At 32.0% G+C, this 26,868-nt stretch carries 25 protein-coding genes and 1 pseudogene; 3 read left to right on the top strand and 23 right to left on the bottom strand.

The window, feature by feature from the left end:
- Positions 1-229 precede the first annotated feature (229 nt).
- The 16 genes and pseudogenes from F8162_RS28880 to yqeK all read right to left on the bottom strand — a co-directional run bounded on the left by F8162_RS28880 (position 230) and on the right by yqeK (position 16,983).
- A complete protein-coding gene (locus F8162_RS28880; RefSeq protein ID WP_179196627.1) occupies positions 230-391 on the bottom strand; it encodes a hypothetical protein in 162 nt (53 codons plus the stop codon).
- A 112-nt stretch (positions 392-503) separates the two neighbouring features.
- Positions 504-1,436, bottom strand: coding sequence for a class A beta-lactamase (bla, locus tag F8162_RS22265; RefSeq protein WP_151630449.1), 933 nt, complete (start codon positions 1,434-1,436; stop codon positions 504-506).
- 556 nt (positions 1,437-1,992) lie between these two features.
- Positions 1,993-2,440: pseudogene (locus F8162_RS22270) on the bottom strand (MerR family transcriptional regulator); the annotation flags it as partial.
- Between the two features lie 115 nt (positions 2,441-2,555).
- The gene (locus F8162_RS22275) at positions 2,556-4,007 is read right to left on the bottom strand and encodes a serine hydrolase domain-containing protein (RefSeq protein ID WP_151630448.1); all 1,452 of its coding nucleotides are present in this window, start codon (positions 4,005-4,007) and stop codon (positions 2,556-2,558) included.
- Positions 4,007-4,519 (bottom strand): hypothetical protein, encoded by a 513-nt coding sequence (locus tag F8162_RS22280; protein ID WP_151630447.1) that lies wholly within the window; start codon positions 4,517-4,519, stop codon positions 4,007-4,009. The genes F8162_RS22275 and F8162_RS22280 overlap by 1 nt, the downstream gene beginning before the upstream one ends.
- Positions 4,516-4,821 (bottom strand): PadR family transcriptional regulator, encoded by a 306-nt coding sequence (locus F8162_RS22285; RefSeq protein WP_306638939.1) that lies wholly within the window; start codon positions 4,819-4,821, stop codon positions 4,516-4,518. Before F8162_RS22285 ends, F8162_RS22280 begins: the two co-directional genes overlap by 4 nt.
- A gap of 419 nt (positions 4,822-5,240) precedes the next feature.
- Complete coding sequence (locus tag F8162_RS22290) at positions 5,241-8,411, bottom strand: ATP-binding cassette domain-containing protein (RefSeq protein ID WP_151630446.1); 3,171 nt, start codon at positions 8,409-8,411, stop codon at positions 5,241-5,243.
- Between the two features lie 79 nt (positions 8,412-8,490).
- Positions 8,491-8,970, bottom strand: a complete 480-nt coding sequence (locus tag F8162_RS22295) for an SRPBCC family protein (RefSeq protein WP_151630445.1) — start codon at positions 8,968-8,970, stop codon at positions 8,491-8,493.
- 262 nt (positions 8,971-9,232) lie between these two features.
- On the bottom strand, positions 9,233-9,793 hold the full coding sequence (locus tag F8162_RS22300; RefSeq protein ID WP_151630444.1) for a class I SAM-dependent methyltransferase: 561 nt from the start codon (positions 9,791-9,793) through the stop codon (positions 9,233-9,235).
- 194 nt (positions 9,794-9,987) lie between these two features.
- On the bottom strand, positions 9,988-12,660 hold the full coding sequence (locus F8162_RS22305) for a M4 family metallopeptidase (protein ID WP_151630443.1): 2,673 nt from the start codon (positions 12,658-12,660) through the stop codon (positions 9,988-9,990).
- 208 nt (positions 12,661-12,868) lie between these two features.
- Positions 12,869-13,243 carry a hypothetical protein gene (locus F8162_RS22310; RefSeq protein ID WP_151630442.1) on the bottom strand — a complete coding sequence of 125 codons (375 nt, stop codon included), beginning with the start codon at positions 13,241-13,243 and terminating at the stop codon, positions 12,869-12,871.
- Positions 13,244-13,351: 108 nt separating this feature from the next.
- Positions 13,352-14,200, bottom strand: a complete 849-nt coding sequence (locus F8162_RS22315; RefSeq protein ID WP_151630441.1) for a GNAT family N-acetyltransferase — start codon at positions 14,198-14,200, stop codon at positions 13,352-13,354.
- Between the two features lie 98 nt (positions 14,201-14,298).
- On the bottom strand, positions 14,299-14,934 hold the full coding sequence (locus F8162_RS22320) for an SDR family oxidoreductase (RefSeq protein WP_151630440.1): 636 nt from the start codon (positions 14,932-14,934) through the stop codon (positions 14,299-14,301).
- 15 nt (positions 14,935-14,949) lie between these two features.
- On the bottom strand, positions 14,950-15,687 hold the full coding sequence (locus F8162_RS22325) for an S-adenosylhomocysteine nucleosidase (RefSeq protein WP_151630519.1): 738 nt from the start codon (positions 15,685-15,687) through the stop codon (positions 14,950-14,952).
- Positions 15,687-16,361 (bottom strand): DUF3885 domain-containing protein, encoded by a 675-nt coding sequence (locus F8162_RS22330; RefSeq protein WP_151630439.1) that lies wholly within the window; start codon positions 16,359-16,361, stop codon positions 15,687-15,689. The genes F8162_RS22325 and F8162_RS22330 overlap by 1 nt, the downstream gene beginning before the upstream one ends.
- Positions 16,362-16,374: 13 nt before the next feature.
- Positions 16,375-16,983: a bis(5'-nucleosyl)-tetraphosphatase (symmetrical) YqeK gene (gene yqeK / locus F8162_RS22335; protein WP_151630438.1), complete on the bottom strand. Its 609-nt coding sequence runs from the start codon at positions 16,981-16,983 to the stop codon at positions 16,375-16,377.
- A gap of 192 nt (positions 16,984-17,175) precedes the next feature.
- Between yqeK and F8162_RS22340 the strand changes: the two genes are divergently transcribed.
- The 3 genes from F8162_RS22340 (at position 17,176) to F8162_RS22350 (ending at position 20,216) form a co-directional block, all read left to right on the top strand.
- On the top strand, positions 17,176-17,871 hold the full coding sequence (locus F8162_RS22340) for a response regulator transcription factor (RefSeq protein ID WP_151630437.1): 696 nt from the start codon (positions 17,176-17,178) through the stop codon (positions 17,869-17,871).
- Entirely contained in the window at positions 17,861-19,018 is a 1,158-nt protein-coding gene (locus tag F8162_RS22345) for a sensor histidine kinase (protein ID WP_151630436.1), read from the top strand. The genes F8162_RS22340 and F8162_RS22345 overlap by 11 nt, the downstream gene beginning before the upstream one ends.
- 181 nt (positions 19,019-19,199) lie before the next feature.
- Complete coding sequence (locus F8162_RS22350) at positions 19,200-20,216, top strand: D-alanyl-D-alanine carboxypeptidase family protein (RefSeq protein ID WP_151630435.1); 1,017 nt, start codon at positions 19,200-19,202, stop codon at positions 20,214-20,216.
- A gap of 63 nt (positions 20,217-20,279) precedes the next feature.
- On the opposite strand, the gene F8162_RS22355 is transcribed toward F8162_RS22350, so the two are convergent.
- The 7 genes from F8162_RS22355 to F8162_RS22385 form a co-directional block, all read right to left on the bottom strand.
- Positions 20,280-20,732: a DinB family protein gene (locus F8162_RS22355; RefSeq protein WP_151630434.1), complete on the bottom strand. Its 453-nt coding sequence runs from the start codon at positions 20,730-20,732 to the stop codon at positions 20,280-20,282.
- A gap of 12 nt (positions 20,733-20,744) precedes the next feature.
- Positions 20,745-21,473 (bottom strand): alpha/beta fold hydrolase, encoded by a 729-nt coding sequence (locus F8162_RS22360; RefSeq protein WP_151630433.1) that lies wholly within the window; start codon positions 21,471-21,473, stop codon positions 20,745-20,747.
- A complete protein-coding gene (locus F8162_RS22365) occupies positions 21,466-22,026 on the bottom strand; it encodes a hypothetical protein (protein ID WP_151630432.1) in 561 nt (186 codons plus the stop codon). Before F8162_RS22365 ends, F8162_RS22360 begins: the two co-directional genes overlap by 8 nt.
- Before the next feature lie 49 nt (positions 22,027-22,075).
- The gene (locus tag F8162_RS22370) at positions 22,076-22,618 is read right to left on the bottom strand and encodes a GNAT family N-acetyltransferase (RefSeq protein ID WP_151630431.1); all 543 of its coding nucleotides are present in this window, start codon (positions 22,616-22,618) and stop codon (positions 22,076-22,078) included.
- Between the two features lie 113 nt (positions 22,619-22,731).
- The gene (exsK, locus tag F8162_RS22375) at positions 22,732-23,046 is read right to left on the bottom strand and encodes an exosporium protein ExsK (protein ID WP_151630430.1); all 315 of its coding nucleotides are present in this window, start codon (positions 23,044-23,046) and stop codon (positions 22,732-22,734) included.
- Positions 23,047-23,335: 289 nt separating this feature from the next.
- On the bottom strand, positions 23,336-25,276 hold the full coding sequence (locus F8162_RS22380; RefSeq protein WP_151630429.1) for an AMP-binding protein: 1,941 nt from the start codon (positions 25,274-25,276) through the stop codon (positions 23,336-23,338).
- 48 nt (positions 25,277-25,324) lie between these two features.
- Positions 25,325-26,866, bottom strand: coding sequence for an acyl-CoA carboxylase subunit beta (locus tag F8162_RS22385; protein WP_151630428.1), 1,542 nt, complete (start codon positions 26,864-26,866; stop codon positions 25,325-25,327).
- Between the last annotated feature and the right edge of the window lie 2 nt (positions 26,867-26,868).

Raw genomic sequence — 26,868 nt, forward strand, 5'->3', positions numbered from 1 at the left:
AAACATTTCTATCTTACTTTCTTCAAATTAATTCCTTAAAGTATTTTGACTCCAATAAACCTTGAAATTGGAAGGGCTGCACCAACTGATTTCTAGTTCATTATATACAAAAATAAGAAAATGAATTATTTTCATACTTAATCCACCCACAGGTTTGAATTCATAATTATACACTAGCGTCCAAATCTTAAAAAAAGGTGGGAAAAGTTCTTAAGAATTCTTAAGCTTTCTACAGCATTTTGTCATAAGGATATATAGCCACTCTTGAAGTGGTCACTATTAGGTCTGCTACTTCTTTTAATATCACATTCATAAATAATGAAATAGGTGTCACATATCGTTGTAATTCCTCTGTAAATGTTTGTAGCTCATCTTGAATCGAGAGACTCATCAAAAAACGTCATCCTTTCTAATCTAGCTTATTTAGAAAGGATAACGTTTTTTGGTACTTGAGGTACTAAAATTTCTTAAGTTGATGGGCATGTATGGTGAACCCACTATTGTTATTTATTCGTAGCTTTTAAAGCATCTAACACTATTTTAGTTGCTTCTGCAATAAGTTTATCATCGTAGTTAGCATCCTCTTTATCATGATTAGAAAGTATCGCAAGAACAATTGGCTTTTTATTTGGTGGCCAAATAATTGCGATATCATTTCGGGTTCCATAAGATCCTGAGCCAGTCTTATCAGCTACTTCCCACCCTCCTGGAACTCCAGCACGAATTAAGTTGTCTCCCGTAGTATTTCTTTTCATCCAATCTATTAATAAATCCCGTTTCTCAGTTGAAAGTACATCTCCTAGACCGAAAGCCTGAAGACTAGTAGTTAATGCCTTTGGGGTACTAGTATCATGAGTGTCTCCTGGATGCACTTCGTTTAATTCTGGTTCAAAACGTTCAGGATTTGTAACAGTATCTCCTATTTCTCTCAGTGATTTTTTGAATTCACTAGGCCCACCTAATTGTTTAAGAATAAGATTTTGTGCAGTATTATCACTATATCGAAGGGAAGCATCTGCAAGTTCTTTCAGAGTCATACCTGTATCAACATACTTTTCTGTAATTGGATTGTAATTAACAAGATCTTCACGAGTATACAAAATTCTTTGATTTAGATCTTCTATTGATTTCTTTTGTAAAAGTACTCCCACAGCTAGAGCTTTGTGGGTAGATGCGTATGCAAACCGTTCATCTGATCGATAAGTAACAGTTTGATTCGTACCAGTGTCCAATGCATAAATACCAAGCTTAGAATCAAACTCTTTTTCAAGTTTAGAAAAAGGATGGTTAACTGTATTTTCTTGTTTGGTTTGTTTGGGTGGTTCAGATTGAGTAGTATTATTGGAACAGCCTAAAAGCGTTACACATAAAAGCAATAATACAGGTATAATCTTTTTATAATGTGAAATGTTAAAAAACTTATTTAAAACTATCATAAAGTTCCAACTTTTTTCAAGAAAATATAGATTTTGTCTAGGTATTTTAAATACCGATGCAATTAAAGAGTGTATAGGATAACACTCCTCTCACACTTCTCTTATATTATAAAATAAGCAAACTATCATGTTGTTTTCAAAATCATCATTCCTTTCAAACTTTTACTACTAAAAACAAATATTAAATTCAATACATTGTATCCAATTTAAACACCTGTTTTATACGTATACTTAATAGACAATCTAAGTAACAAGTTTGTTCCATACATTTAAAAATATTTTCAATCAACAAAAAAGTTGTTAACCAAAAACAAAAAATGAAAAATAACAACTATGATAGCTTCCATTTCTCATTTCGAACCATATTTTCATTCTTTATATTATAAAGGCTTGTATATAGATAGAGTTTCTTCAATCCACCATACATTGCCATCAAGCTAAGGTTTTGAAGTACCCCCTAAATGAAAATTTTCTTTTTCTACAATTAGTTTTTTTGAGAAATGAGCTCATTTTTTTGTTTTGGGGATGTTTACTTTTCTTTAGTAGATGGGCATGTGACGGTACCCCATAAATCCCCTTCACCATTATAAGATGGAATAATCTTTCTAACACTAGCTACATTTCTATTTGGAATTTCTTTTAATGAAACATAATAGTTCATCTCAACAACATCCTCTCTTATCATTTTCATTGAGGCCTAGAGAAGACATAATTGTTTTTGTAGGTCATTCATTTTATCCTTGATTTGAGCACTACGATTTTCAAATTGTGATTTTATTATTTCAATATTATCGCTCTCCACTATTTCTTTAATAGTAGAAATAGTGAACCCCCTATTTTTTAACGTTTGAATTTGATTTACTTTCTTTAATCGGGCCTGAATAGTATCAATATCCACTTTGTTCATCAACTTTTACTGGTTGTAATAATTCCACTTTATCGTAGTGTCTCAACATACAAATACTAATGGAAGATAGTTTTGAAAAGTCCCCTATTTTAAATATATTTGCCTCCCATTAAATACCTCTACTTCCTAGCTCAACTTTATCCTAAACAATGACATCGTGTGAGAGTCAACTGTTTATAACACTTGAATTATATTTCTTTAATTATTTCCCCTTATATTCCCTTCCGTCTTAAGGCTATAAAGATTGATATTAGTCCGTTCACAACTAATAAAGTTACTATAATACTTGTAAGAAAGGCTAGATCTGCCGCAAATATTTTAATTGTTCGCCATGGTGAGCTTGTACTATAAGTAAGAATTGGGATGAAAATAATAGATAATAGTAGAAATAGATTTCCTACGAAAAACCAAGTTAGTTTTTTAATATTTTTCTTATGCCTATATGTTTTAACAAACATAATTGGTGAAATGAAAAGCACGAGTATAACTATAGACATAGCAATTTGTGTGAATGGTATGTTTTTAGGTGGATCAATTGGTTCTTTTCCATTCAAAATACTAATAATCCCATTTTTCAATACCGATAGTGCTGGTTCTTCTAATACATGATTTTTATTTGTTAAAATCACACCAACCCAGCCACTTTTATTTAAAATAAATATTTCTGCACGAGCATCGGGCGTAGATCCTGAATGCCAAATCATCGTTTCGCTTTCATTCATATTTGTTGTTCTTAACCCAAAACCGTAACTTTTTTCTGAATTTATTTTATAAAGTGGTGAAAGATAAAGATCCATGTTTTCTTGCTTTAAAAATTGAGCATCCTCAGACCGATTCAAAAACATAATATATTGAATCATATCTTCTAAATTTGCAGTAATATAGCCATACGGTGCCCCGGCATTATCATAGGACACTACACTTTTCCTTGGAATGCCAAACCAAGACTGATAACCTGTTAAATAGCCTTTTTCATATGCAGTTTCTTTACTTGCTGCCGCACCATTCATATTTAATGGCTGAAAAATATACTTTTCCATATATGATGAATATGTTTCATTTGTGACTTCTTCAATAAGTGCACCTAAAACAATGTAATTCGCATTACTATATTGATATTTTTCACCTGGTGGAGCAGTTAATTTTACATTTGAAAGTTTCATTACATTTTCTTTTAATGCTGTAGAATTTTTGGATTGCTTATCTGATAATGCTAAGCCCTCATATGTACTGATTCCGCTTGTATGAGTTAGTAGATGTTGGATTGTTATAGTTGAGGATATTTGCGAATCTTTTAGTTTAAACCAGGGAAGGTATCGTTGAGCTGGATCCTCTAATTTTAATTTTTTATCTTCTATTAATTTTACTATAGCTAAAGCTGTTAAAGATTTACTTATTGAGCCGATTGCAAATGGGGTTTTACTAGTTACCTTTTTTTCAGATTCTCCAGTAATTCCTATCGTTTTTGTGAAAAATACATCTTTTTTATGTACAATTGCAACAGAAGCTCCTGGAATGTTCTGCTCTTTTATAAATTTTTCAATATACTTATCCAATGCAATTTTAATATTTTGCTGAGCGTAAACTTTTGGATCTGTAATACATAACATTAATAAATTACAAAGAATATAAATTAGAGACATTTTATAGATTGTATTCTTCATTATGCTTTAGAGAGCTTTCTTTTTTTATAACTTACTAAACTAATAAATACTACTACAGAGAGCATAAAACTAATCATTATTAATAATGAATTCCACCATTGATTTTCTGAAATACGATATAAAAGATTATACTGAAATGTATTTTTACTATTAGTGGGATTTAATGATCTAGTTAAAAATATTGTAAATGTAGTTTGCGATATGAGGTAAGTAATAACTGCGATGAATATGCCGCGTAAGATAGATTTGTTTAATTTCCCCTTTTCATTTTTCAATTGCTTTCTTTTAACTTGTAAATCAATCTCATTTATTTCTAAATAATCTTGAACAAATAATTGAGGTGTACCTAAATCATCTATACTATCTTCACCATGTTCACGACATTCTTGAATATGTTCTAATATTTGTCGCTTAATATTTTCCCTTTCTTCTAAACTAATATTGTATTGCCTTAATTCCTTAAGTACGTCTGTTAAAAATTGTTTTTCTTTACCTAGTAATCTATTCCTCATTTCAGAAGGTCTCCTTTCAAACCGCTTTTTAGTAATGTTTGAATATCCGATTGCAATTCTAACCACTCATTTATTTTATTCTCAAGACGTATTTTCCCGTTTTCATTAATTTCATAATAAATCCTAACTTTACCACTGTCTGTTACTACTTGATAAGTATTAACCCACTCTTGATTTTTCAACTTAGTTAAAATGGGGTAAATACTTCCTACTCCTTTCAATTTTAAATTGTTTACTTCAAGTTCTTTCATAATCTCATAACCATAACTTTTCTTTTTCGACAAAATAGATAATACACACATTTCTAAATGACCTTTAATTAAACTTGTTCTGTCCATAGGATAAATTTAACAGAAATATATACTTCATTCAAGTATATATTTCTGTTAAATCCAAAAAATCAGATAACAGAACGAAGATATTATAAGCAAAAGATATTACTTGCTTACTATTTTTACCCCTAATAATCACTTTTATAATATAATAATTACATAATATATCAACTGTTTGTCCCTTTTACTTTTCTATCTCTCCTCCATATTTCTTAGTTGGAAATGTAGTATACGGGACATAAAAATACTAAAAAATCCAATTCCTTAACTTTCACATTAAGAAATTGGATCTTCTTTCATTACCTTTACTCATACTGCGTTATTATAAACATTATAAAGAATATACGTTTTATATAAGTTATGTTAATAACACATAAACTAATATAACTTTACTGATTACTCTCAAGACATTCATAAACCGCCATCATATCTCGTTTATCCAATTCTCGAATACGATTAAAAATTGGTATTTGCGCAACAGCTTCTGTTAATAAGCTTTCATCCACAATATCACTAACTTTTCCAGTTAACCATGTTTGTACATCCACGCCCTCAACAACTTCTTTTAGTCCTTCGTCATTAATACCAGTTGCATTACAAGTTACACAAGGAATTGTTAGTTTAAACACACCATCATGTAGATTATCTTCTGTAATAACTTTCTTTCCTTTACAAAATGGACATGGGTTAGCTTTTTTAATTTTATTAATTTGGGTAACTAACTTTTTGTATCCAAACGCTTCGTATACATACGTAAGTTTTTTATATTTACCATTTGTGAAATACTTATCTATAATGTTTTCTCTCGTTTCATATACATTAGGGAAATCACAAACAGTTACTTGATTATTAACACTAATGGATTCAATATTTCTTTTTATTTCATCCCAGAATGGTAAGACATTTTGTAACACCATTTCATAGTTTGAAAAACTTGCCTGTTCTAATTCAAACATTTTCAGTGCAACTTGTGCTTTTCTTGGCAATAACGAAACATCTTCTGTCAATTTCATATCGCCACCAACAATTGATTTCAATTTATGAAGTGCAGGTAAATCACCGACTATTTTCAACACTTCATCAATTGGTTGATTGATAATTTCACGAATATCGAAGTTAGAAAATTTAAGCGGTTTTTGATGATTTAATACCGTTCCCGCACAAATTGGACATGTCATCATTTCTTTAGAAGTCTTAATTTCCTCTTTAATAGCTGCTTTTGAAATAACAATATATCCACCAATAATCGTATTAAATCCTACCCATGTTCTGCGTGTCTTTCCTTTTTTATCATAAAATGATTTTTCAAAATATCCGTACCAAAACGTTTGCTTTTCTTCTTCTGACATATCGTTATAGCTCTTTGATAAATCGTGACCAAGCTCATTTTTAATTTCTTCAAATAAAAATTCTATTTTTTCATATTGATAAAATTTTAATACTTTCATGATTTCTGGATCAAATAAACCATCCCAAAATGGAATGTTTTTATCTTGAATTGTAATATCTTTATCGAAAACTTCAATTTGAAGACGTCCAGAACAAGATGGACAGTGATTGTCCTGTGAATAGAAATCAAAACTTCTCGTATCTTTATTAGTTGGATGAGCAGCTACAATATGATTAATTAGTCCACCAATCTCATATAAGAAACTATATTGACTATATAAATGTCTTTCAAGATCAATAGCAACTACAGGTGCAATTGTATCAGATTCATATTCACCATAAATTAAACGAGCCATTGATGATAAACTTTTTAAAATACCACCTTTATAAATGTTTTCGGCATTTTTAAAATAGTTAATATGATTTTCTTCTAAATAGTGAACGCCTTCTTTATGCTTAAGTGCTGAAGAAATATGTATTTGCTCAGTATTATTCACACTACTTTTTTGACGATAATAATCTTCATGACTTACTACATCAAGATGCTTTATAGATTCAAGCTGTCTTTTCCCGAAATCTACAATATAATCAGAGCTTTCTAACATGTAACGATTATGCTCAATCATAATGATAGAGACTGATTCATCTTGCAATATCCCTCTAACACTATCTATAAATTGATTTAAAATATTTTGTGATAAACCTTTTGAAGGCTCATCAAAAATAAATAATGTATGTGGATTTCTTGTGTTTACAAATAACTCCGAAACTAAATGAACACATTGAAACTCACCTGTTGATAATGTTTGTGTTTTTCGTTCTAACGTTAAATAACCAAGTCCTAATTTAATTAGTAGACTCAAGCGTTTATACGCAATATCTTCATTTGGAAGTTCATCTATAATATCCTCAATCGAACGCTCAAAAATATCATCAATTTCTTCGCTATACTTTGTTAGTTTCTTTTTAATATCTAAGAAAGTGGCTACAGTTGATCGACTTGTAATAGATTGATTTCGATCTTGTCCTACCATAACTAATTTATCTTTTGGATATCGTTTCATGAAATCTGTAGCTAAACATTCATTGACAAGTGTAGATTTCCCGCATCCAGATTCTCCTGTAACCGTTACAAGCCTATTTTTAGGAATTTGAAACTCCGCCATTTGGATATTACGGCAATATAATTCTTGGAATGTATAATATTCTGTTGGTATTTCTTTATTTAAATCCCACAGTATTGGTTTTGGTCTAGGTGATTCTTTCACAATTTGTCCACCATATTTTCCGCTACCAGGCCCAAAGAACAATTGCTCATCTGTTGTATCCAGTACTGTATCTGAATGATCGATGAGCCAAATTTGATTTTTACACCCTAACTGCTTAATCTCTTCTAATATTTGTAATAATGTTTCATGATCAAGTCCAACTGAAATCTCATCAATAATAATTACAGCATTTTCACTTACTGCCATGAATTCAGCCAAATATAGTCTTGTTAACTCTCCACCTGACAACGTACCCATAATTCGATTTAATGTTAAATAACCAATGTTCATATTAATTATATTTTGCAGTATATGTTGCTTCGCTTCACTAATATTTAACTCTTCCGCTAACGAGAGAATAGACTCAACACTTAAATCATTAATATTTGAAATTGTATGTGGTTTAGCAAATAAATCTATCGTATGCTGTTCGATTTCTTCACTATAACGTTTTCCCTTGCATTTTTTACACTCAATATTTTTAGTAGTGCCTCGACCTTTACAGCCAGTACACCAGCCTAACTGGTTATTGAATGAAAAAACCTCAGGTGAAAGATGAAATACTTCGGCAAGTTTTCCACGAACTTCAGTAAACACACCAGTATGAGTACCTATCGTTGAACGTGGGTTGGAAGAAATCGATGATTTTCCTAGAAAAAGAACTAAAGGCATATCTTCCATCTTAATAGCACTAAAATTCGTTTCCATAATGTTAGGAAATAAATATTGATATTCAGCCTTTGGCAATAAAGAAACTAATCGTTTTTTTGATTCTTCGCCAATCGTTTGGCAAAAAGTTGTTTTACCTGATCCTGATAAACCAGCGATTCCAAACGACTTACTAAATGGAATAGCTGTATCTAATTTGTTTATGTTATTAGCAATTAATTGATTTACTTTCATATTAACCTCTATTCTTATTTTTCATTAAAATCATTTTTACAGTGTAATAATTACATAATTAATATAACCTTTTATATAATTATCCTCTCACTTCAAGGATCTTATCCTTATATATTTCAAACCATTGCTGCCATTCATCTTTAGAAAATTCCTTTTCTTTTCCTTCTAGTACAGAGGAAAAAAGATTTAAGCAAATATGCCAACCAGCTATATCTTTCGGAGTATGATCCGTTAATTCATGAATGTACTCTTTAAGAAGGAAAAGAGCACCATTTTTTTCTTTATGTATTTCAAATCGGACACGATCTTTATCCCACGTAAATTCAAATACTGAGTTTACTTGACACTCTAAAATATCAATATTTATAAATGAACCGTCCATCATGTCAAACTTGATTATTCCACCTGTTTTAAGGCTTTCAATCTGTAAATTAGACATCCATTTTTTAAGCTTACTGTTTTCCGTTAAAACAGACCAAACTTCCTCTATTGTATATGGAAATTGGTATTCAAATTTTACAATATACCCATCAGTTACTTTTTCAATTTCAGCTATCATATTGATCCCCCCTATATAGAATGTATGTTCTCACTTTATTTTACACGAATATAAATATAAAATAAATATTTATATCACCGAAGTATTAATTTAAAGTTAATGGCGCTGAAAAACTTAAATATTTTCTAAATCAAGTTATATTTTGTTAGGAATTAAATATCATGTATGTCCATTTCCTTATTAAATATAAACTTACGTACAAAAAAAGCCGCATTTGCGACTTTTGAAATGATAGAATTTACTCGTGTTTTTGTTGAATGATTTAGCGCTTAATCGCATCGACAATTAGCGATGGAAAACCAAGTTTATCGCCTTTATTTCTAGAATCATACCTTTTGGAACGAAAAATAACACCATCGTTAGCATCCCATTCGTTGTAATAAAACTCACCATTTTCATCACAATATTCAAGTAGAACTACCTCAAATCCAGCAGTTTCAAACATTTTCGTTAATGTTTTATAATTATGAACAATTTTATGACTTGCTGCTGGATGATCTTTCGGACCAGGTCCGCCTATTTGAACTATATATTGGTATGCTTCGTCTCGGAAAAATGCATCAGGAACACCGCACCGAATGTGCCCTGCTGGCTTTAAAAATTCATAACAAATTTCTGCTGCCCTTACACCCTCTTCAAATGTAAGGTGTTCCCATACATGCTCAGCTAAAATAGCTGAAATAGAGTTGTATTCAAATCTTTCTTCCCACGTTGTTTTATCTAGTAAATTAAGTTCATCTTCTTGCGTTTCTATCCAACCTGGATTATTGTTAAATATTCCAGCTCCGACTACTATTTTAATTGCTTCTTGTTTCATTGCCATCACTTTCACCTCGTAAACATTTTAATTATTAATATATTCTATGTTTACTATTATTCTACCTTCTACAATAAGTTAAGAATAAATAGTGATTGTTTTAACAAAAAATAAGTTCCGGACAATATCAAACTCACTCTCTAAAAATCCCTTAATGCAATGATCTAACTAACTTAATGGAATCATTTCATGATACACAACTATTTTTGTATCTTTCTAAATTTGCGAGCTAAAGTGAGTACGGTACCTGCAATAACCATCCATATGCCCATTGTTACACTGTTAGTTGTACTGGCACCCGTGTTTGGAAGCTCTTTATATGTAGATTCTTTTTTATCGGAATTACTGTTGTTCGGGATATTACTGTTATTAGTAAAACCTTTAGCTTTGCTAGTGTCTTTATCCTTCACTAATACTTTTTGTATTGTATGTACCTCATTACCTACAGTATCTGTGACACTATATATTACTTCAAAACTACCAGCTTTAGATGTATCTACAGTTCCTTCATACGCTACTTTAGAAATAAGGTCACCATCCTCTTTATCAGTAGCTGATACTCCTGCCATCGGATCGAATTGATCCCCTTTTGTAATTGTAGTTGTAGCAGGTACTTTTAGTATTGGTATTTCATTTTTAACTTCTTCTCTAACTTTGACCGTTACAGTTTGTTTCGCAGTTCCTTCATGTCCTTTAGAATCTGTCACTATGTACGTTAATACGTAAGTACCAGCTTTAGATGTATTTATTTCACCATTAACTTTTACTTTAGAAGTAAGATCGCCGTCTTCTTTATCAATAGCTAATACTTTCGCCATTGGATCGAATGAATCTCCTATGTGGATTGTCGCCGCAGTAGGCACTGTTAATGTAGGGTTTAAATCTAATGTTTCTCCATTTCCCTCTACAACTACCGTCTGTGTAGCCGTTACATTCCCTCCTTGTGAGTCAACGACCGAGTAGTCCACAATGTATGTACCTATTTTAGAAGTATCTACATCCCCTTTATGTTTTACTTTATTTGTTAAATCACCATCTTCTTTATCAACAGCTTTTACATTACTCATCGGGTCAAACGTATCACCTACACGCAGTGTAATTGTAAACGGTACAGTTAACTCTGGGACTTGGTTTTCTGCAGTTTTTTCGTTTTCTTTCACTGTTCCTTTAATTTTTGCTGCATCAAAAGCTTTTTGGACCGCTTGAGCCTCAATTGAGTTCAACCCATATTTGTTCGTTGCAACTTTAAGACACGCTAATCTTAATTCAGAGAAATCAGATGTCATGTTTAATTCATCAGTATTTGCATAATAGAAAATATCAAACATTTTATCTTCACCAATACCATTTACAGTTACACCATTATGAGTGCCACCTTGTGCAATTAAATACGCGACTTTATTAATAATACTTGAGTTGAAATGAACGCCCTCATTATCTTCTCCGTTTAAATCGCTGTATTTGCTATAGTCATCTGGATACGATACTCCATTGAAAAAATTAATTGCAGATGGATTTTTCATATTACGGAGAACTGATCCACTTTGTTCTCCTATTGTCCAATTAAATTCTCCATTATTTATATATTTCTCAATGGCCGTTCCCATAATATCAGATAACGCCTCGTTAATTGCTCCAGATTCTCCAAAAAATTCAAGATTAGATTCACTAGATGTAACCGCATGTGTAAATTCATGACCCGCTATATCAAACGCTCTAACCATTGGATCACCATATATAAGCATACTAACATTGCTAATATTAGCACTAAATGCATTCCCCCAATTTTTAGGATCATCTGTTTCTCCAGAATCCCACGCATGTACAACTGAAACTACTTTTTTCCCCTTATTATCAAAACTATTACGCTTATATTTGTCTTTATAAAAATCATATACGTTTGTTGCTAAGAAATGAGCACTTACCGCTTTTGGATCATTAAATGTTGTTGATGTGCTAGTTGCTAATATACCAGGATAATATTTATCTTCAAAAGTAATATCTCTATAATTTACATCGTACGTCTCAATTCCTTGCCCTCTTGTGTAATCAGCAAGGGCATATTTCCCGTTACTTTGTTCAGAAATACCGAATGTGCGAATTATACCTAAATCATCTTTACCTGTTCCGGTTAATGATTTGACATTGCTTTTTTTACTCTCCTCAATAGATTCAACATGCTCTTCACTTACTTTTAAATCTGACTCTTGCACCATATTTTTCAACATATCACCATTATGAGCATTCACTAAATAAGTTCCAGATACATATTTTGGTGTTGCAGCAGCAAATGTAACTTGATATGCATTGCTAGCCTGCCCATTATTTTCATTAACAAAAATAATTTCCTTAACTTCTGGGTCAGAAATAAAGCTAATATCGTTTCCGTACTTCGTATAAATATATTGCTTCGCTTCTTCTTTTGATAATTTTTTTACATTCTTTAAATTTTCTTGAGTTAAATTTTGCGCACTTTCTCCTGAAATACTTTTAATAATCCCCTTTTTATCCACATGAGCAGTCAATTGGTGTCCGTATACTTCTTTACCTTCATATATTTGTTGCATCCGCACAAGTGTAGTCCCATCATAAGAACCACGTTTTTGAACAACTTCGTAATCTACCCCTTCGTCTCCACTCACTTGTTTTGGAGACAAAGCATGCTCTGTCTTTTCTTTAAGTGCATCTTTCACTACGTTCTCAGGCGTCTTTTGTGATGGTTGTGTAAGTTCACCTGTACGGAACGAATCCTCTTGAATTTCAACTTGCATTTGACCCTTTTCCTCTGCATAACCTACTTCATATGGTGTTACAGTTGTTAAGGCTAATCCTGCTGTTAATGCAACTATAGCTATTTCTTTTTTATTCTTCATTTTATTTTCCTCATATAATTTCCTAAAATATGAAACTGCTTAAATGTATTCCTATCAAAAATAGAAAAAATCAAAAGTATACCACATTACACAAAACCGTATTATAAAAAGATGACTTCTGTAATCAACAAAAGTCACCTCTTCAATATGTCATATCCCTAATATGTTTTTAATACATAATTTCTATATGAAAAAGAAAAAGTATTCTTTAACGAGCATTTTGCATTACTTTTATTAGGTCATTTATATTCTCAACTTTTTGCTGAAACTGATCAAATCTACTATGTAGTAATGAAGGATTTTTATCTTCAGTTGAAATAACTTTTTTTAATTCCTCTTCTAATTTATCATATGTATGAAAGAAATTATCAAATTCAACACTCACAAGTTCTTCATTTTCACGATAAAATCTTTTTGCTTCTATATAAGTCATATATGATTTATTTAAAAATCCTAATGAAATTAAATATTTAGAAGTGTTTTCTTGATAAATAGCAATATCACATGCTATTTTAATATCAGAATAAGTTTTTTGAACGAAACAATGTAATTCAAAAATCTTAAACTTTAATACATTATTCATTTCATCCCCTCCCATCCTATCTATTCTACATAAAAAAAGAATATTGTACAAAGTAAAATATCAATATAGTACCAAAATAAAAAGCGAAAGAATAACTCCTCCCACCTTTTATAGCAATATATACATTTCATATTGTGCTAATGAGTTCTTTTCAAATCCAGTTTTCTTTAAAAATCCTTCTAGTAAATTGTTGTTTGGAAACCCAATGGATAAACTTGATACATTTAAGTTTTCTCTTGCCACTTGTAATAATTTTGATCCAATACCACGATTTCTATAGTCTTTGTCTACGAAAAGAAAACTAATTTTACCTTGTTCATTCACACATATAGAACCCTTTAAATCATTATCGACATATGCGCCGTAAAATGTATTATTTGATTTTTCGATATAATCCATATCATTTTGCCAATTTATATGGAAATGCAACCATTTCTGTATTTCAAGTTTAAACGATGGAAAATCTAATTGTTTTACTTCAATTCCCTTACAGTCTTTAGTTATTATCCTAGTCAAATCTTTTAAATTATAATAAAATAGATCGTACACTTTTTCATAGCCTAATTTCGTATAAAAATGAATCGCTCGGTCATTTCCTACAATGACTTCAAGGAAAAGTTGCTTACACTCATTTTGAAGCGCCTCTTCTTTATGTAGTTCAAATAACTTTTGACTCACACCAATACCACGGTAATTTGGATGAACGGCTAATGTTCCACAGCGCATTGTTTTTATGTTTTCATAATCCTTTATCCCGCCAAGTATTACACCAACAGATTTCTTACCGTCTACGGCAAGAAAGGAATGTTTAAGTGAATTCCCTTCTGGCCCAAAAAACCTTTTTATAAAATCTTCTTTTGAAACTTCCATTTTAATAATGTAATCTGAAAATCCATCTTTAAATGCTTCATATACTAAATCTACACTTACTTCACTGCACCTTTTGTATTGAATCATATAAAATTATCCCCCACTTACTCGTTTTAAACTTAACATTCAAATACATAAAATATACTAGTTCCATCCTACCCAACATTCTTTAATTTTTATACCACTTAATTTGAAATGAACGGACACCTCCCCACATATCTATCACTATTAATTTGTTTTATAACAAACGGTGCAATATCCCCATTTTGTATTTTGATTCCTGGCATATCAACTAAACTCTCTTTTATATTTCCAATACCATTTCCCTCTATAACAAATGGTAATCTAACAATTGTCCAATCTACTTCACTACTTTGGATAATTTGTAATTCTTTATATTTATCTTGCATCATTTTTGATAAAAAAACTTTAAATAATGTAGCCCCTATTTTATTTGCAATTCCCTTTTGATCTCCTGTAACATTTAAAGAACCTCCAGAAATTACAATATATCTTTTTATTTCAAACTCCTTCATTGCTTCTAGAATATGCTTCGTTACTGTGCTAAAAATATAAGATTCATTTTTTGGTTGACCTACCGCATTAATTACAGCTCGACACCCTTTAAGTAATTTGCGTATTGAAGTAAAATCACGTGCATCTCCATTAATAATCTCTAAATTTTCATTTGTTATTTTGATATTATTAGAATTTCTTGTTAATATTTTTACTTGATATCCCTTTTCTAACACTTCGTTTACAAGGAATTTCCCAGCTTTTCCGTTTGCACCCAGAATAGCTATTTTATTTGTACTTTCCAATATTAACCCCTCTTACTATCTATTATTTACTACATTAATCTCATGTACACGTAAAAAAGCAATTAAATGCTCGCACGCTCGTTCACACGCTAACATTTTATAGATTTTTTGTTCCTCTTTCGTTTTATCATTTGCTTGATCTGATGCAGCTTTTAAACTAAGAAAAGGTTTGTTATTAATTTGACACACATAAGCAAAAGCTGCCACTTCTTGATCAACCGCTAATGCTCCATATACAGTATGAAGTAAATATCTCATTTCTGAACTACGGATACGTTGGTCTCCAGATAAAAATGTACCATAATGAATCGGATCATAAGATCGTATCTTTTTTATTCTTCTTACAAGTGACTTTGTCGTTTCAATAGGTGCTGTCCTACCATTATATAAATTAAAAATATCTTCCCCTGAACCAGCAGCAGTAACGTCGTGTTGTATTGCATTAAGGGCTACTACAATATGTCCATTTTTCACCTTATTTGATAGACTTCCACATATTCCTGTCATAAACAACTCATCTGGCTGAAACACACTAATTAATAATTGCACACAACTAGCACAGCTTACTTTGCCAACTCCAGTTATAACGGAGATAATTTCCAGATTATTAATATAATGAAAATGAAATTCCCAAGCTGCTCGTTTTTCAATACGTTCACTTGGATAACATTGATGCAAATACATAAGTTCTGGTTCCCATGCGGCTACGATTGCAATACGTTTCATTACACGCTTCACTTCCCCTATTGTTATCATGTAAATACTTTATCTATACCTTCTCGTTCATAATCTGGAATCCACTCTTTATATTTCTCATATAAATTTCGTATTGTTTCTTTATTCTTCGCAATTACTTCACATCCTCTATCATCGTATATAAACATGATAATATCTTTCGTTACATTTATAAGAAATACATCTGGATAAGAAATTTCTTTTTTGCTTCCAAAACGAGGATAAAGACCTGGAAAATCTTCATGATTCGCAGCTTGAATAAGTGGTATATACTTTATATCGCTAGCAAAACATTTTAGTGAAAATTGATATGTACAATATAAATCAGCTTCTTCATCTTCAAATAGAAAAGGTAATGTTTCTAGTCTTATTTGGATTTTTAAATCCCTCTTTTTAATAAATCGATTATATACATTTATTTTCTGCGACTTTTTCACATTTTCCTTTTTAAATCGATAAACATTTGTTACTAAAAAGACTTCATCTTCCTTTGAAAATATATCTTTAAATAAGTATTTATTATATGTATACAGTTGAGTGAAGTATTCCCTATTTACATCTTCGGTTCTTTCTACATATAGGTCTTTCCCTTTCCCAAAATGAAAATGCAAATGATTTTCCCATTGAAAGTGTATATGTGGTACTAATGTAACCCCAGGAAATGTTTGATTCACATATTCTTTTAATCGCATTCTTATACCCTTTCTACTCTACAATTTCTTTTAACTGCCAATATGCATCTTCTAGCCACGGATGTAAAACTTTCAACGTGTCTTCCCTATCCCACAAATATGAAATATATGCAAAAGCAGCATGTTCTAAAGATTTTTTTAATCCTTTTTTTATTTCTACTAAATATGGTGGTGTACCATTTTGATCCCATTCTAATTTATCAGCAACAAATAACACTAAATCCATTTTCGTTGCATGTTTACGTAGTGTAGTATGACAACATATTGCATTTAAAATCTCTTCATCTTCCACTTTAAATATCTCTTTTGCAATTACTTCCGATAACTTTTGATGAATAATCAGTGGGAATTCTCGTTCTTCTTGTAATATCTCTATTCCAAATTGCTCAGCAACTGCAATCCGATCTTCATTCGGAAAAATTGCACTAATATCATGCAAATATCCTGCAATTGCTGCCTTTTCTTCATTTACATAATACTTAACCGCAATTTTTCGAGCTTCATTTGCCACCCGAATTGAATGTTTATATGTAAGTTCTTTATTGTATTTTAATAGAAAATCTTTTATATCATTTTCAATTTTTCCAGTTGGAATAAATGAATAAATATTCTTATATAACATCGTAAGTCCTCCTTCTTCTTAACTCTCAATATAACGTTATATTTAAATATCCTTTTTATTTGTATTCGTTAAGAATGTTTTAATCCCTTTTTTATACGTTACATGAAATTTTATGTGGAATCATTGCTACAAAATACATAAATGTTTGATATTATAGTAATGTTAATGATTTGTTAGGAAAGGAACTACATAATGAATAAAAACATATTAATTATTGATGATGATAAAGAAATTGTTGAATTACTTGCTGTTTACTTACGAAATGAGGGCTATAACATTTATAAAGCATATGATGGCGATGAGGCATTACAAATGATTTCTACCTATGAAGTTGACCTTATGGTTCTAGATATAATGATGCCAAAACGAAATGGATTAGAAGTTTGCCAGGAAGTTCGTGAGAATAATACTGTACCTATTCTTATGCTTAGTGCAAAAGCAGAAGATATGGATAAAATATTAGGTCTTATGACAGGTGCCGATGATTATATGATTAAACCATTCAATCCATTAGAATTAGTAGCTAGAGTGAAAGCTTTACTACGAAGATCATCTTTCCAAAATAGCACTTCTCAAAAGAATGAAGATGGTATTATCCATATTCGTTCTGCTGAAATTCACAAACATAATCATACTGTTAAAGTAAATGGAGAGTATATTAAACTTACATCTATTGAATTTGATATTTTACATTTACTTGCGAGTAATACCGGAAGAGTATTTAGTTCCGAAGAAATTTTTGAACGCGTTTGGAATGAAGATGGTTATGGTTCAAATAAAACTGTAATGGTCCACATAAGTAATTTACGGGATAAACTTGAAACAGGTATGAATGGAGAAAAGTTTATTCATACTGTTTGGGGAGTAGGCTATAAAATTGAGAAATGAAGCATTTGATATATTAAAAGATATCCCAAAATGGAAGTTGATTTTTTGGTTCATGTTAGCCATCACCCTTACCCCTATTACTGAATTAATTGTATATCGTCTCGTTACAAGTGTAATTGAAAGTTCACTTACGTTAAGCGAACTCGGCAAAGAATTCATAAGAATTTTTGGTTATGAAAAATATAAAGGAATAAAGGAATCTCTTTGGATGATGATCGTCTCTTATTTATTTTTATTTTCGATTTTCTCATCCTACCTATACATTTTTTACCGTCATGAAAGAAAGCTTTACTATGAAACTTGTATTAAAAAAATGATAGAAGAGATTCGTTATATTGCAAATGGAAATTTCAATCATAAAGTTTCTATCGTAAACCATAATTATCTGGAAGAGTTAGCAAGTGGGGTAAATCACATTGTTGAACAATTGAAAGTTTCGATTGATGAAGAAAGACAGGCGGAACAGGCAAAAAGTGAACTTATTACAAATGTATCGCATGATTTACGTACTCCTCTTACCTCTATAGTTGGATACGTGAATTTAATCCATCATGATAATTATAGAGATGAAGTGGAATTACGTCATTATATACAAGTCATTTACGATAAAGTAACACGTCTTAATGCATTAATGAATGATTTGTTTGAATATACACGTGTTCAAAATAAAGAGTTAAGTTTATATTCTGCTCCTATTGATATTGTAGAGCTACTTGGACAATTAACTGTTCAATTCCGCATTCAGTTTCAAGAAGCTAATATAGAATGTCGTCCTTCTTTCCCATCTCAAAAACTCATGGTATTAGCTGATGGAGACAAATTAGTTCGCGTATTTGAAAATCTAATTATTAATGCTATCGCTTACGGTAACGATGGTGAGTATATTGATATTACTGTTTATGAAAGTAATAATATGATTGCAATTGATATAACAAATTACGGTCAACCTATTCCTAGTACGGATTTACCTCATATTTTTGAACGTTTTTATCGCGTTGAGAAATCACGCTCTACAAACACCGGTGGATCTGGACTCGGGTTAGCAATTGCAAAAAGTATTGTGGAATTGCATAAAGGAACAATTGAAGTGTATAGTGATGACAAAAAAACCACTTTCACTGTAAAACTACAACAATATAAATGTTAATAGAGCTTAACTTTAGGTCCAATTCCTTATCATATAAGGAATTGGACCTTTCATTTTCCATTAACATCCAAAATTTAATAATCCTTTATAATTCTTTAGAAATTCTTTACCTTTTCTTTCTTCCTAATTAAGCATTCCTTTTTACAATATTATTATCGATGTCATAATAGGAGGATCGCTTATGCAATTCTTGAAAAAATTCACAATTTTATTGTTATCTTTTGTTATTACAGCACTTATCGTTTTATATTTTTATCTTTATGTAAATGGTCCAATTATTCAAGCTAAATCAGCTATTTTAATAGATGCTAATTCAGGTGAAGTTGTTTATAAAAAAAATGAAGAAATTCCTATACAGTCAGCTACTTTATCTAAATTAATGACAGAGTATATCGTAATGGAACAACTGAATGAAGGGAAAATACAATTAGATGAATCAGTAAAAATAAGTAATGAAGTTTTCCGAGCAGAAACGAGTCCTATACAAGTAACTTCGAAAGATAAAACGACAGTTCGTGACTTACTTCATGCATTATTTTTGACAGGGAATAATCGTTCCGCACTTGCCCTTGCAGAACACATTGCTGGAAACGAAGATAACTTTACACTTTTAATGAATGAAAAAGCAAAACAACTAAAGTTATCACAACCATCCCCGTTTCTAAATGCTACTGGTATGAATAACGATACAAATAAACAATCAAATACAACAGCGATAGATGTAGCGAAACTAGCGACACAATTAGTAAAAGACTTTCCAGATGTATTAAATATTACGAAACTAACCTCTTACCAATTTACCTTCAAAGATTCAAAAGTTTTCAACACAAATAAAATGATTTATTCCCTTAATAAAAACATTAATCTCCAAGGTGTTGACGGCTTACAAACTAGTTTTTCAACTAATGGTAATTATAGTTTTGTAAGTACAGCACATCGAGGAGATACTAGACTTATTTCTGTAATATTAGACTCAAATGAAGAAAACAGTACCTTTATTGAAACAAAAAAGCTACTACAGTACGGTTTTGATCCATCCTCTTACTCTGCACTCCAAGCTTTTAAAGATGCTGTTACATCTTGGACAGTTTTGCTTCAGTTTAAAAATTTAATCATACAAACATTATTGATTTTCTTCATTATTACAATTTTAATGTTTTTACATATACGTCAGAAAAAATCCGAGGATTTCAATTAGGAAATCTTCTTATATATATAAAACGGCTTGCATTTACAGTACAAGCCGTTTTTTTAACTATAATCATCTTCCAATTAAATTCGCTGAAACAGGCTGAAGATTTAGTTCTCTCGCCCATATAGATAGCTGACCAATGTGATGAATTTCATGTACAATTACATGTCTTAACACTTCACCATATGTATATGTTTTATTTGTCCACGAAGCTTTTAATATCTTACATTCTAGGCTAGATGACCACAACTGCAAAAAATCATCTAATTCTCGTTTATATAAATCAGATAACGTTTTCACTTTTTGGATTGATCGATAATCTTTAAACTGCGGTTCATTATCTTCTTTTCCTTGAAGTGCGCTAATCCAGCTGTATTCAACATCGACAATATGGAATAATGTTTCTAAAATACTCCCTACACCACCTACACGCTTGCGGAGCAATTCTTCCTCTGAAAGTTGTTCACACCACTTAAACCAATCATCTCTTACTTGCCAATTGTATTGAAATAATGTGTACATATTTATCTCTCCCTATCCAATAATCCACTTAACCGCATCTATCACATAATATGGCTCATCTTTTTGAATATAGTGACCACTTTGTTTTGCAATTACAAATTTATTATTGCTTGATAATCGTAATAATTCTTCTTGCAATTGTAACCATTTCATTTGTGCATCTGACGAATAAAAAGCTTTTTTACCTGCAGCTAACACGACAAGTGGAATATTTCTCATTGACTGACAATGTTTATCTGCTTCGCCTAGACTAAACATAAACTCTTCATATGAACTTTCATGTACAAATTGTTTATAGTATGCTTCTTGAAATTCAGGAGACATGATTTGCAAAAAATCTACTTTATAATTTTCTGGTGTAGAATCGACCAAAACTATTCCTAACATATCTTCGGGATAAGAAGTCGCAAATAAACGTGCATTTATACCACCAAAAGAATGTCCTACAAAAATATAAGGTGGTTTCAATTGTAATTGCGCTAAGCAACTTCTTAAATCTTTTACCATCTCAGAACTAATATGTCGCTTGGAACTCTTCCCACTTTTCCCTAACCCCGCTCTGTCATATGTAAGTACCGTTCCATATTCCGTCAACTCTTCAGCAATATGATCCCATGCCTTTGAATAATCGCCATAACCTGCCTCCATTATAATAACTGGCTGCCGCTTCTTTCCTTGGAACTTTTTCGTATACATTTTAAAATCGTCAACTTGTACATATTCCTCTATACATTTAATCATTGACAATCACTTCTCTTCGGCCAAGTTCCTCTACAGCATGATTCATTATTTCACTTACAGATAAAGAGCCATCCAATACAATATCCGAATTCGGCTTAACAGTACGAATTGCCTCTAAATAAGCCTTTCTCGCAAATGTCATATAATGTTTTAAATCATTATGTATTTCATCTATTGTATCTTCTTTAAAATCTCGCAAGATTCTTCTAGCCATCGCAATATCTAAAGGCGTATCTATAAATATAGTTGCATCAATAAATTCTCGCATTTCACTATTTAAGTATGCAAAAGGATAATCTACAATAAGATAATCTACATTTCCATCTCGTAATAAATGCTGAATATCATGAATTAATGGCGTAAGTACCCATTCATCATAATTTGCTCCATCATCAATCCATTTACAAATATCTGCAGGACAGTTTTCAAAGTGATAGCTATCAAAATATAGTGCTTTTGAATTTGTTAGCTTTTGAGTTAATCTTTCTGTAACAGTTGTTTTACCTCCTCCCGAAACAGCTGCAACCGAAATTACTTTAGTTTTTTTATTCATAACTTCCCCACCATACCCCTTTTAATTAACATAACATAATTATAAAAAACTATTGTTTTTTATCGCTCCATTCATATTCTAACATACTCATTTCCCATAAATTCCAATACGCTTCTCCTACTTTTTTTGACTCTCGTAATAAACCTTCTTTTACAAACCCTATTTTTTCATAACATGAAATGGCCGACGTATTAAAATCATAAACGCCAAGAGTTACTCTATGTAGTTTTAATTCTTCAAATGCACCTTGTAGTACTGCTTTCATCATATGTTTCCCTATAGAACGTCCTCGCATTTTCGTATCACCGACTAGTACTTTTCCAATCCTTGCAGACTTATTTATATTGTCTATTTGCCCAAGTGAAATATGACCAACTACTTCTTTAGTCTCTTCATCTATTACTTTAAATGCAAGTGTATTTGTGCTTTCTATATATTTTTCTAATTGCTGTTCATTTAAAGGATATGTAAATGAATTTCCTGACCACTGTATTAAAAATTCTTCGGAATCAATCCAATTTATTAATTGTTTGAAATCAGACTTTTTAAAGGTTTCTAGTTTTATCACTTTCATGCTCCTTTCGTACATCATACTTTATAGCCTCGAACTTATTTCTATATAAAGAATATATTCTCCTTTTATATGAAATTAAAATAAAGCCATTCTAATGAATGGCTTTACAAAAAAGCATAATTATACTTTCCCTAGGTCAACAATGGTTCAATCGCTTCAATATTACAAACGGATATTATTACTGTAACTACCCCAGCACTATTAGCAAGCTTTACAACATCACAAGTTACTGAATAAACTGTTCCCTCATAATTATTTCCTACTGTCGTAATGCGCGCCGCTCTGTTTACTAGTTTTTTTAATTCATCTCTAATTCCCGGTACACAGCAACAGTCACATGGCTTATTTTGCTCTTCATGTTCTTTTTTACACTCTTCAAATACATGCCAACAATCATTTGGTTTACATGTACATTTTTTTCTATAATTACTAGATCTATAAATCACAATCTCACCTCCAAACTCTTTCTATTAATAAAGTATGTCTACGAGCTTATAAATGTACTAGGTAAATACATAGAAATCCAAAAACAAACACTCGTCCTAAGCGATTAAATACACATAAAAACACTTGTATTGCTATGTGAATTTTCATTTTAAATAAATAAAGTATATTCATTATCCATACAAAAATATATACAACTATTATAAATCTTCTTTTTATCATTAATTATAATGCAATAAAAACTGACCTCTAACGATTAGAGGCCAGTTCATATTATACATACTTTATATCTTATAATTTGCTAGACTGTAACCCCTCAATAAACGGAACTACTTCAGGGTTTACAAGTGATGATAAATCACCTAATTCTTTTCCTAAGTAAGCAGCTTTAATGACGCGTCGCATTACTTTAGAATTACGTGTTTTCGGTAAATCTTCTACAACGTGAATATCTTTTGGACATAATGCTTTTCCAATATGAGAGTTTACTAAACTCATTAATTCCTTCTTTAACTCTACTGTGAATGTTACATTGTCCCTTAATACTACAAAACAATGACAAACTTCACCTTTTACTTCATCAGGTACACCAATCGCGGCAGCTTCTATGACGTCAATATGCTTTACAAGAATTGATTCATATTCAGCAGGTCCAATACGTTTCCCAGCAATGTTTAACGTATCATCTGAGCGTCCTGTAATAATATACTGCTCACCATCATAAATAACCCAGTCACCATGAACCCATTTATTTTCAAAACGTGACCAATATGTGTTCACATAACGCTCATCGTCCTCCCAGAAACTTTTCGTCATACCAACCCAAGGTTTCTCTAAACATAATTCTCCAACTTCATCACGAATTGGATTACCTTGATCATCGAGCACAACCGCTGCCATTCCTGGTAAAGAAGCGTTAAAGCTTATCGGTGCAATTGGTTTAATAAGGACGTTTCCGAAAATCCCACCAGAAATTTCAGTTCCGCCTGAATAGTTACAAATCGGCACATTACTTTTTCCAACTGTTTCAAATAGCCACATCCAAGGATCTGGATTCCAAGGTTCACCTGTTGATGCGAATACTTCTAAACTCTTAAGCGAATGTTTATTTACATACTCATCACCTTTCGCCATTAACGCACGAATTAATGTTGGTGATATACCAAGATGTGTAATTTCATATTTATCAACTGTCTCCCATAAACGATCTGCTTTTGGGAAATCCGGAACACCTTCATACATAACCATCGTCGCTCCATTAATGAGTGAGCCGAATAGTAAAAATGGTCCCATCATCCAGCCCATATCAGTTACCCATAATACGCGGTCACCTTGTTTTATATTCATTCCGAACCCTGCATCAAAAGCAGCTTTCAAAGGAAATCCAGCATGAGTGTGTACTGTCCCTTTCGGTTTTCCAGTTGTACCTGATGTATAAATGAGCATTAACGGATCATCACTATGCATTTCTTCAGCATGTACACATGGCTTTTCTTTTTCTAACGTACTCCATGAGAAATCATAATTATGCGGTGTAAATTCATTTCCTGCGTGACGCACGATAACGACTTTTTCAACAGTTGGACAATGCTCACAAGCTTTATCTACTTCATCTTTTAATGAAACAACTTTACCACGGCGTGAAAAACCATCTGCAGTAATGATCATTTTTGATCCTGCCGCTTGCACACGTGTCATGACTGCATCAGACGCAAATCCTGAGAATATTGGTGAAATAATTGCTCCGATTTTCATAACAGCCAGCATTGCAACAACTGTTTCTGGAATCATCGGCATATAAATTGTTACACGGTCACCTTTTTCAATACCCGCATGTCTCAAACCGTTTGCAACGCGACTTACCCAGCTGTCAAGTTCTTCATATGTAAATGATTTTGAAGTTCCATTTTCCCCCTCATACTGAAGTGCTGGTTGCATTCTTGTTTCATCATCTGCAAGCCAGCGTGATAAAACTGACTCTACAACGTTACATGTTCCGCCATTATACCACTGTGCAAACGGCGTACCATTTTCTAAATCTAGCACGTCTGTATAAGGTTTCATCCATTGATAGCCAACCGCTTTCTCAGCTTCTCCCCAAAACCAAGCTGTTTCTTCAATAGATTTATTATAAAACGTTTCATAATCTTCATAGCCCAATGATTTCATCCAACCATATAAACGCGTTTTTTCTTTATACTCTTCTGTTGGAAACCAAACTGCTTGTTTCAATGTTTTCCCCTCCTTGACTTTTGAGCAAGAAAGCCCTAAATAGGGCTTTTAAACTGGATAAACAGGATGTTTACGATCCGTAAATACTTGATATTTACTCATGTACATTTCGAATCGTCCTTTTAACTCTTCTCTTAAATTGTTTGGATGAACAATACCATCAATGACCATCTCTGATGCTAAATGGTAAATATCAATATCTTTCTTATACTCTTCGCGTTTTTCAGCAATGAAGCTATCACGCTCTTCTTCTGGTAAAGCTGCAATCTTATTTGCATATACAGCATTGACCGCGGCTTCTGGACCCATTACCGCAATAGAAGCTGTCGGTAATGCAAGGCAACAATCTGGTTCAAAGGCTGGGCCTGCCATTGCATATAAACCAGCACCATACGCTTTACGAACAACGATAGAAATTTTCGGTACAGTTGCTTCACTCATTGCAGAGATCATTTTTGCACCGTGGCGAATAATACCAGCACGCTCTACTTTTGTACCAATCATAAATCCAGGTACATCTGCAAGGAATAATAATGGAATATGATATGCATCGCATAAATTAATAAACTTCGCTGCTTTATCAGCTGAATCGTGGAATAATACGCCGCCTTTCATACGCGGTTGATTTGCAATAATTCCAACTGGCTTACCATCAATACGTGCTAAACCTGTAATGAGTTCTTGAGCAAATAACTTTTTCACTTCATAGAAAGAACCTTCATCAATAACTCTATTAATGAGATCTTTCATATTGAAAGGAGCATTTTGGTTTTCTGGAATGATTTGTTCTAACGTTTTATCGAATTGTTTCGGTTCTTGAGGTGTAACCAATGGAGTCTTTTCTAAGTAGTTGTTTGGAAAATATGAAATGTATTGTCTTGCTTGCGTTATTGCATCTTCTTCTGTTTTACATAAAACATCTCCGCATCCTGATACAGAGCAATGCATACGAGCTCCGCCCATCTCTTCTAAAGTTACCTTCTCACCGATAACCATCTCAGCCATACGAGGAGATCCTAAATACATAGATGCATTTCCTTCAACCATCATTACAACGTCACAGAAGGCTGGAATATATGCGCCACCAGCTGCCGAAGGTCCAAATAATAAACATACTTGCGGAACTTTACCTGATAATTTCACTTGATTATAGAAGATTCTTCCTGCACCGCGGCGCCCTGGGAACATTTCAACTTGATCAGTAATACGCGCTCCAGCAGAGTCAACTAAATAAAATAACGGAACACGTAATTTTTCTGCCGTTTCTTGAATACGTAAAATCTTTTCAACTGTACGTGCACCCCATGATCCAGCCTTTACTGTTGAATCATTTGCCATTACGCATGCAGTACGACCATGTATTTTACCTGTTGCCGTAATAACACCATCAGCAGGTAATCCTGTTTGTTCACAATTGGCAAATAATGCATCTTCTACATATTCACCATTATCAAATAAAAGAGTTAAGCGATCTCGAACGAATAGTTTTCCTTTTGCTTTGTTTTGTTCATGATATTTTGGTGCGCCGCCTTGTTTAATCGTTTCAACTCGTTCTTCAAATGTATTCGATTGGTGTTTTTGGTCTAACATAT

Origin of the sequence: Bacillus sp. CH140a_4T (assembly GCF_008923725.1) — a bacterium.
GTDB lineage: Bacteria > Bacillota > Bacilli > Bacillales > Bacillaceae_G > Bacillus_A.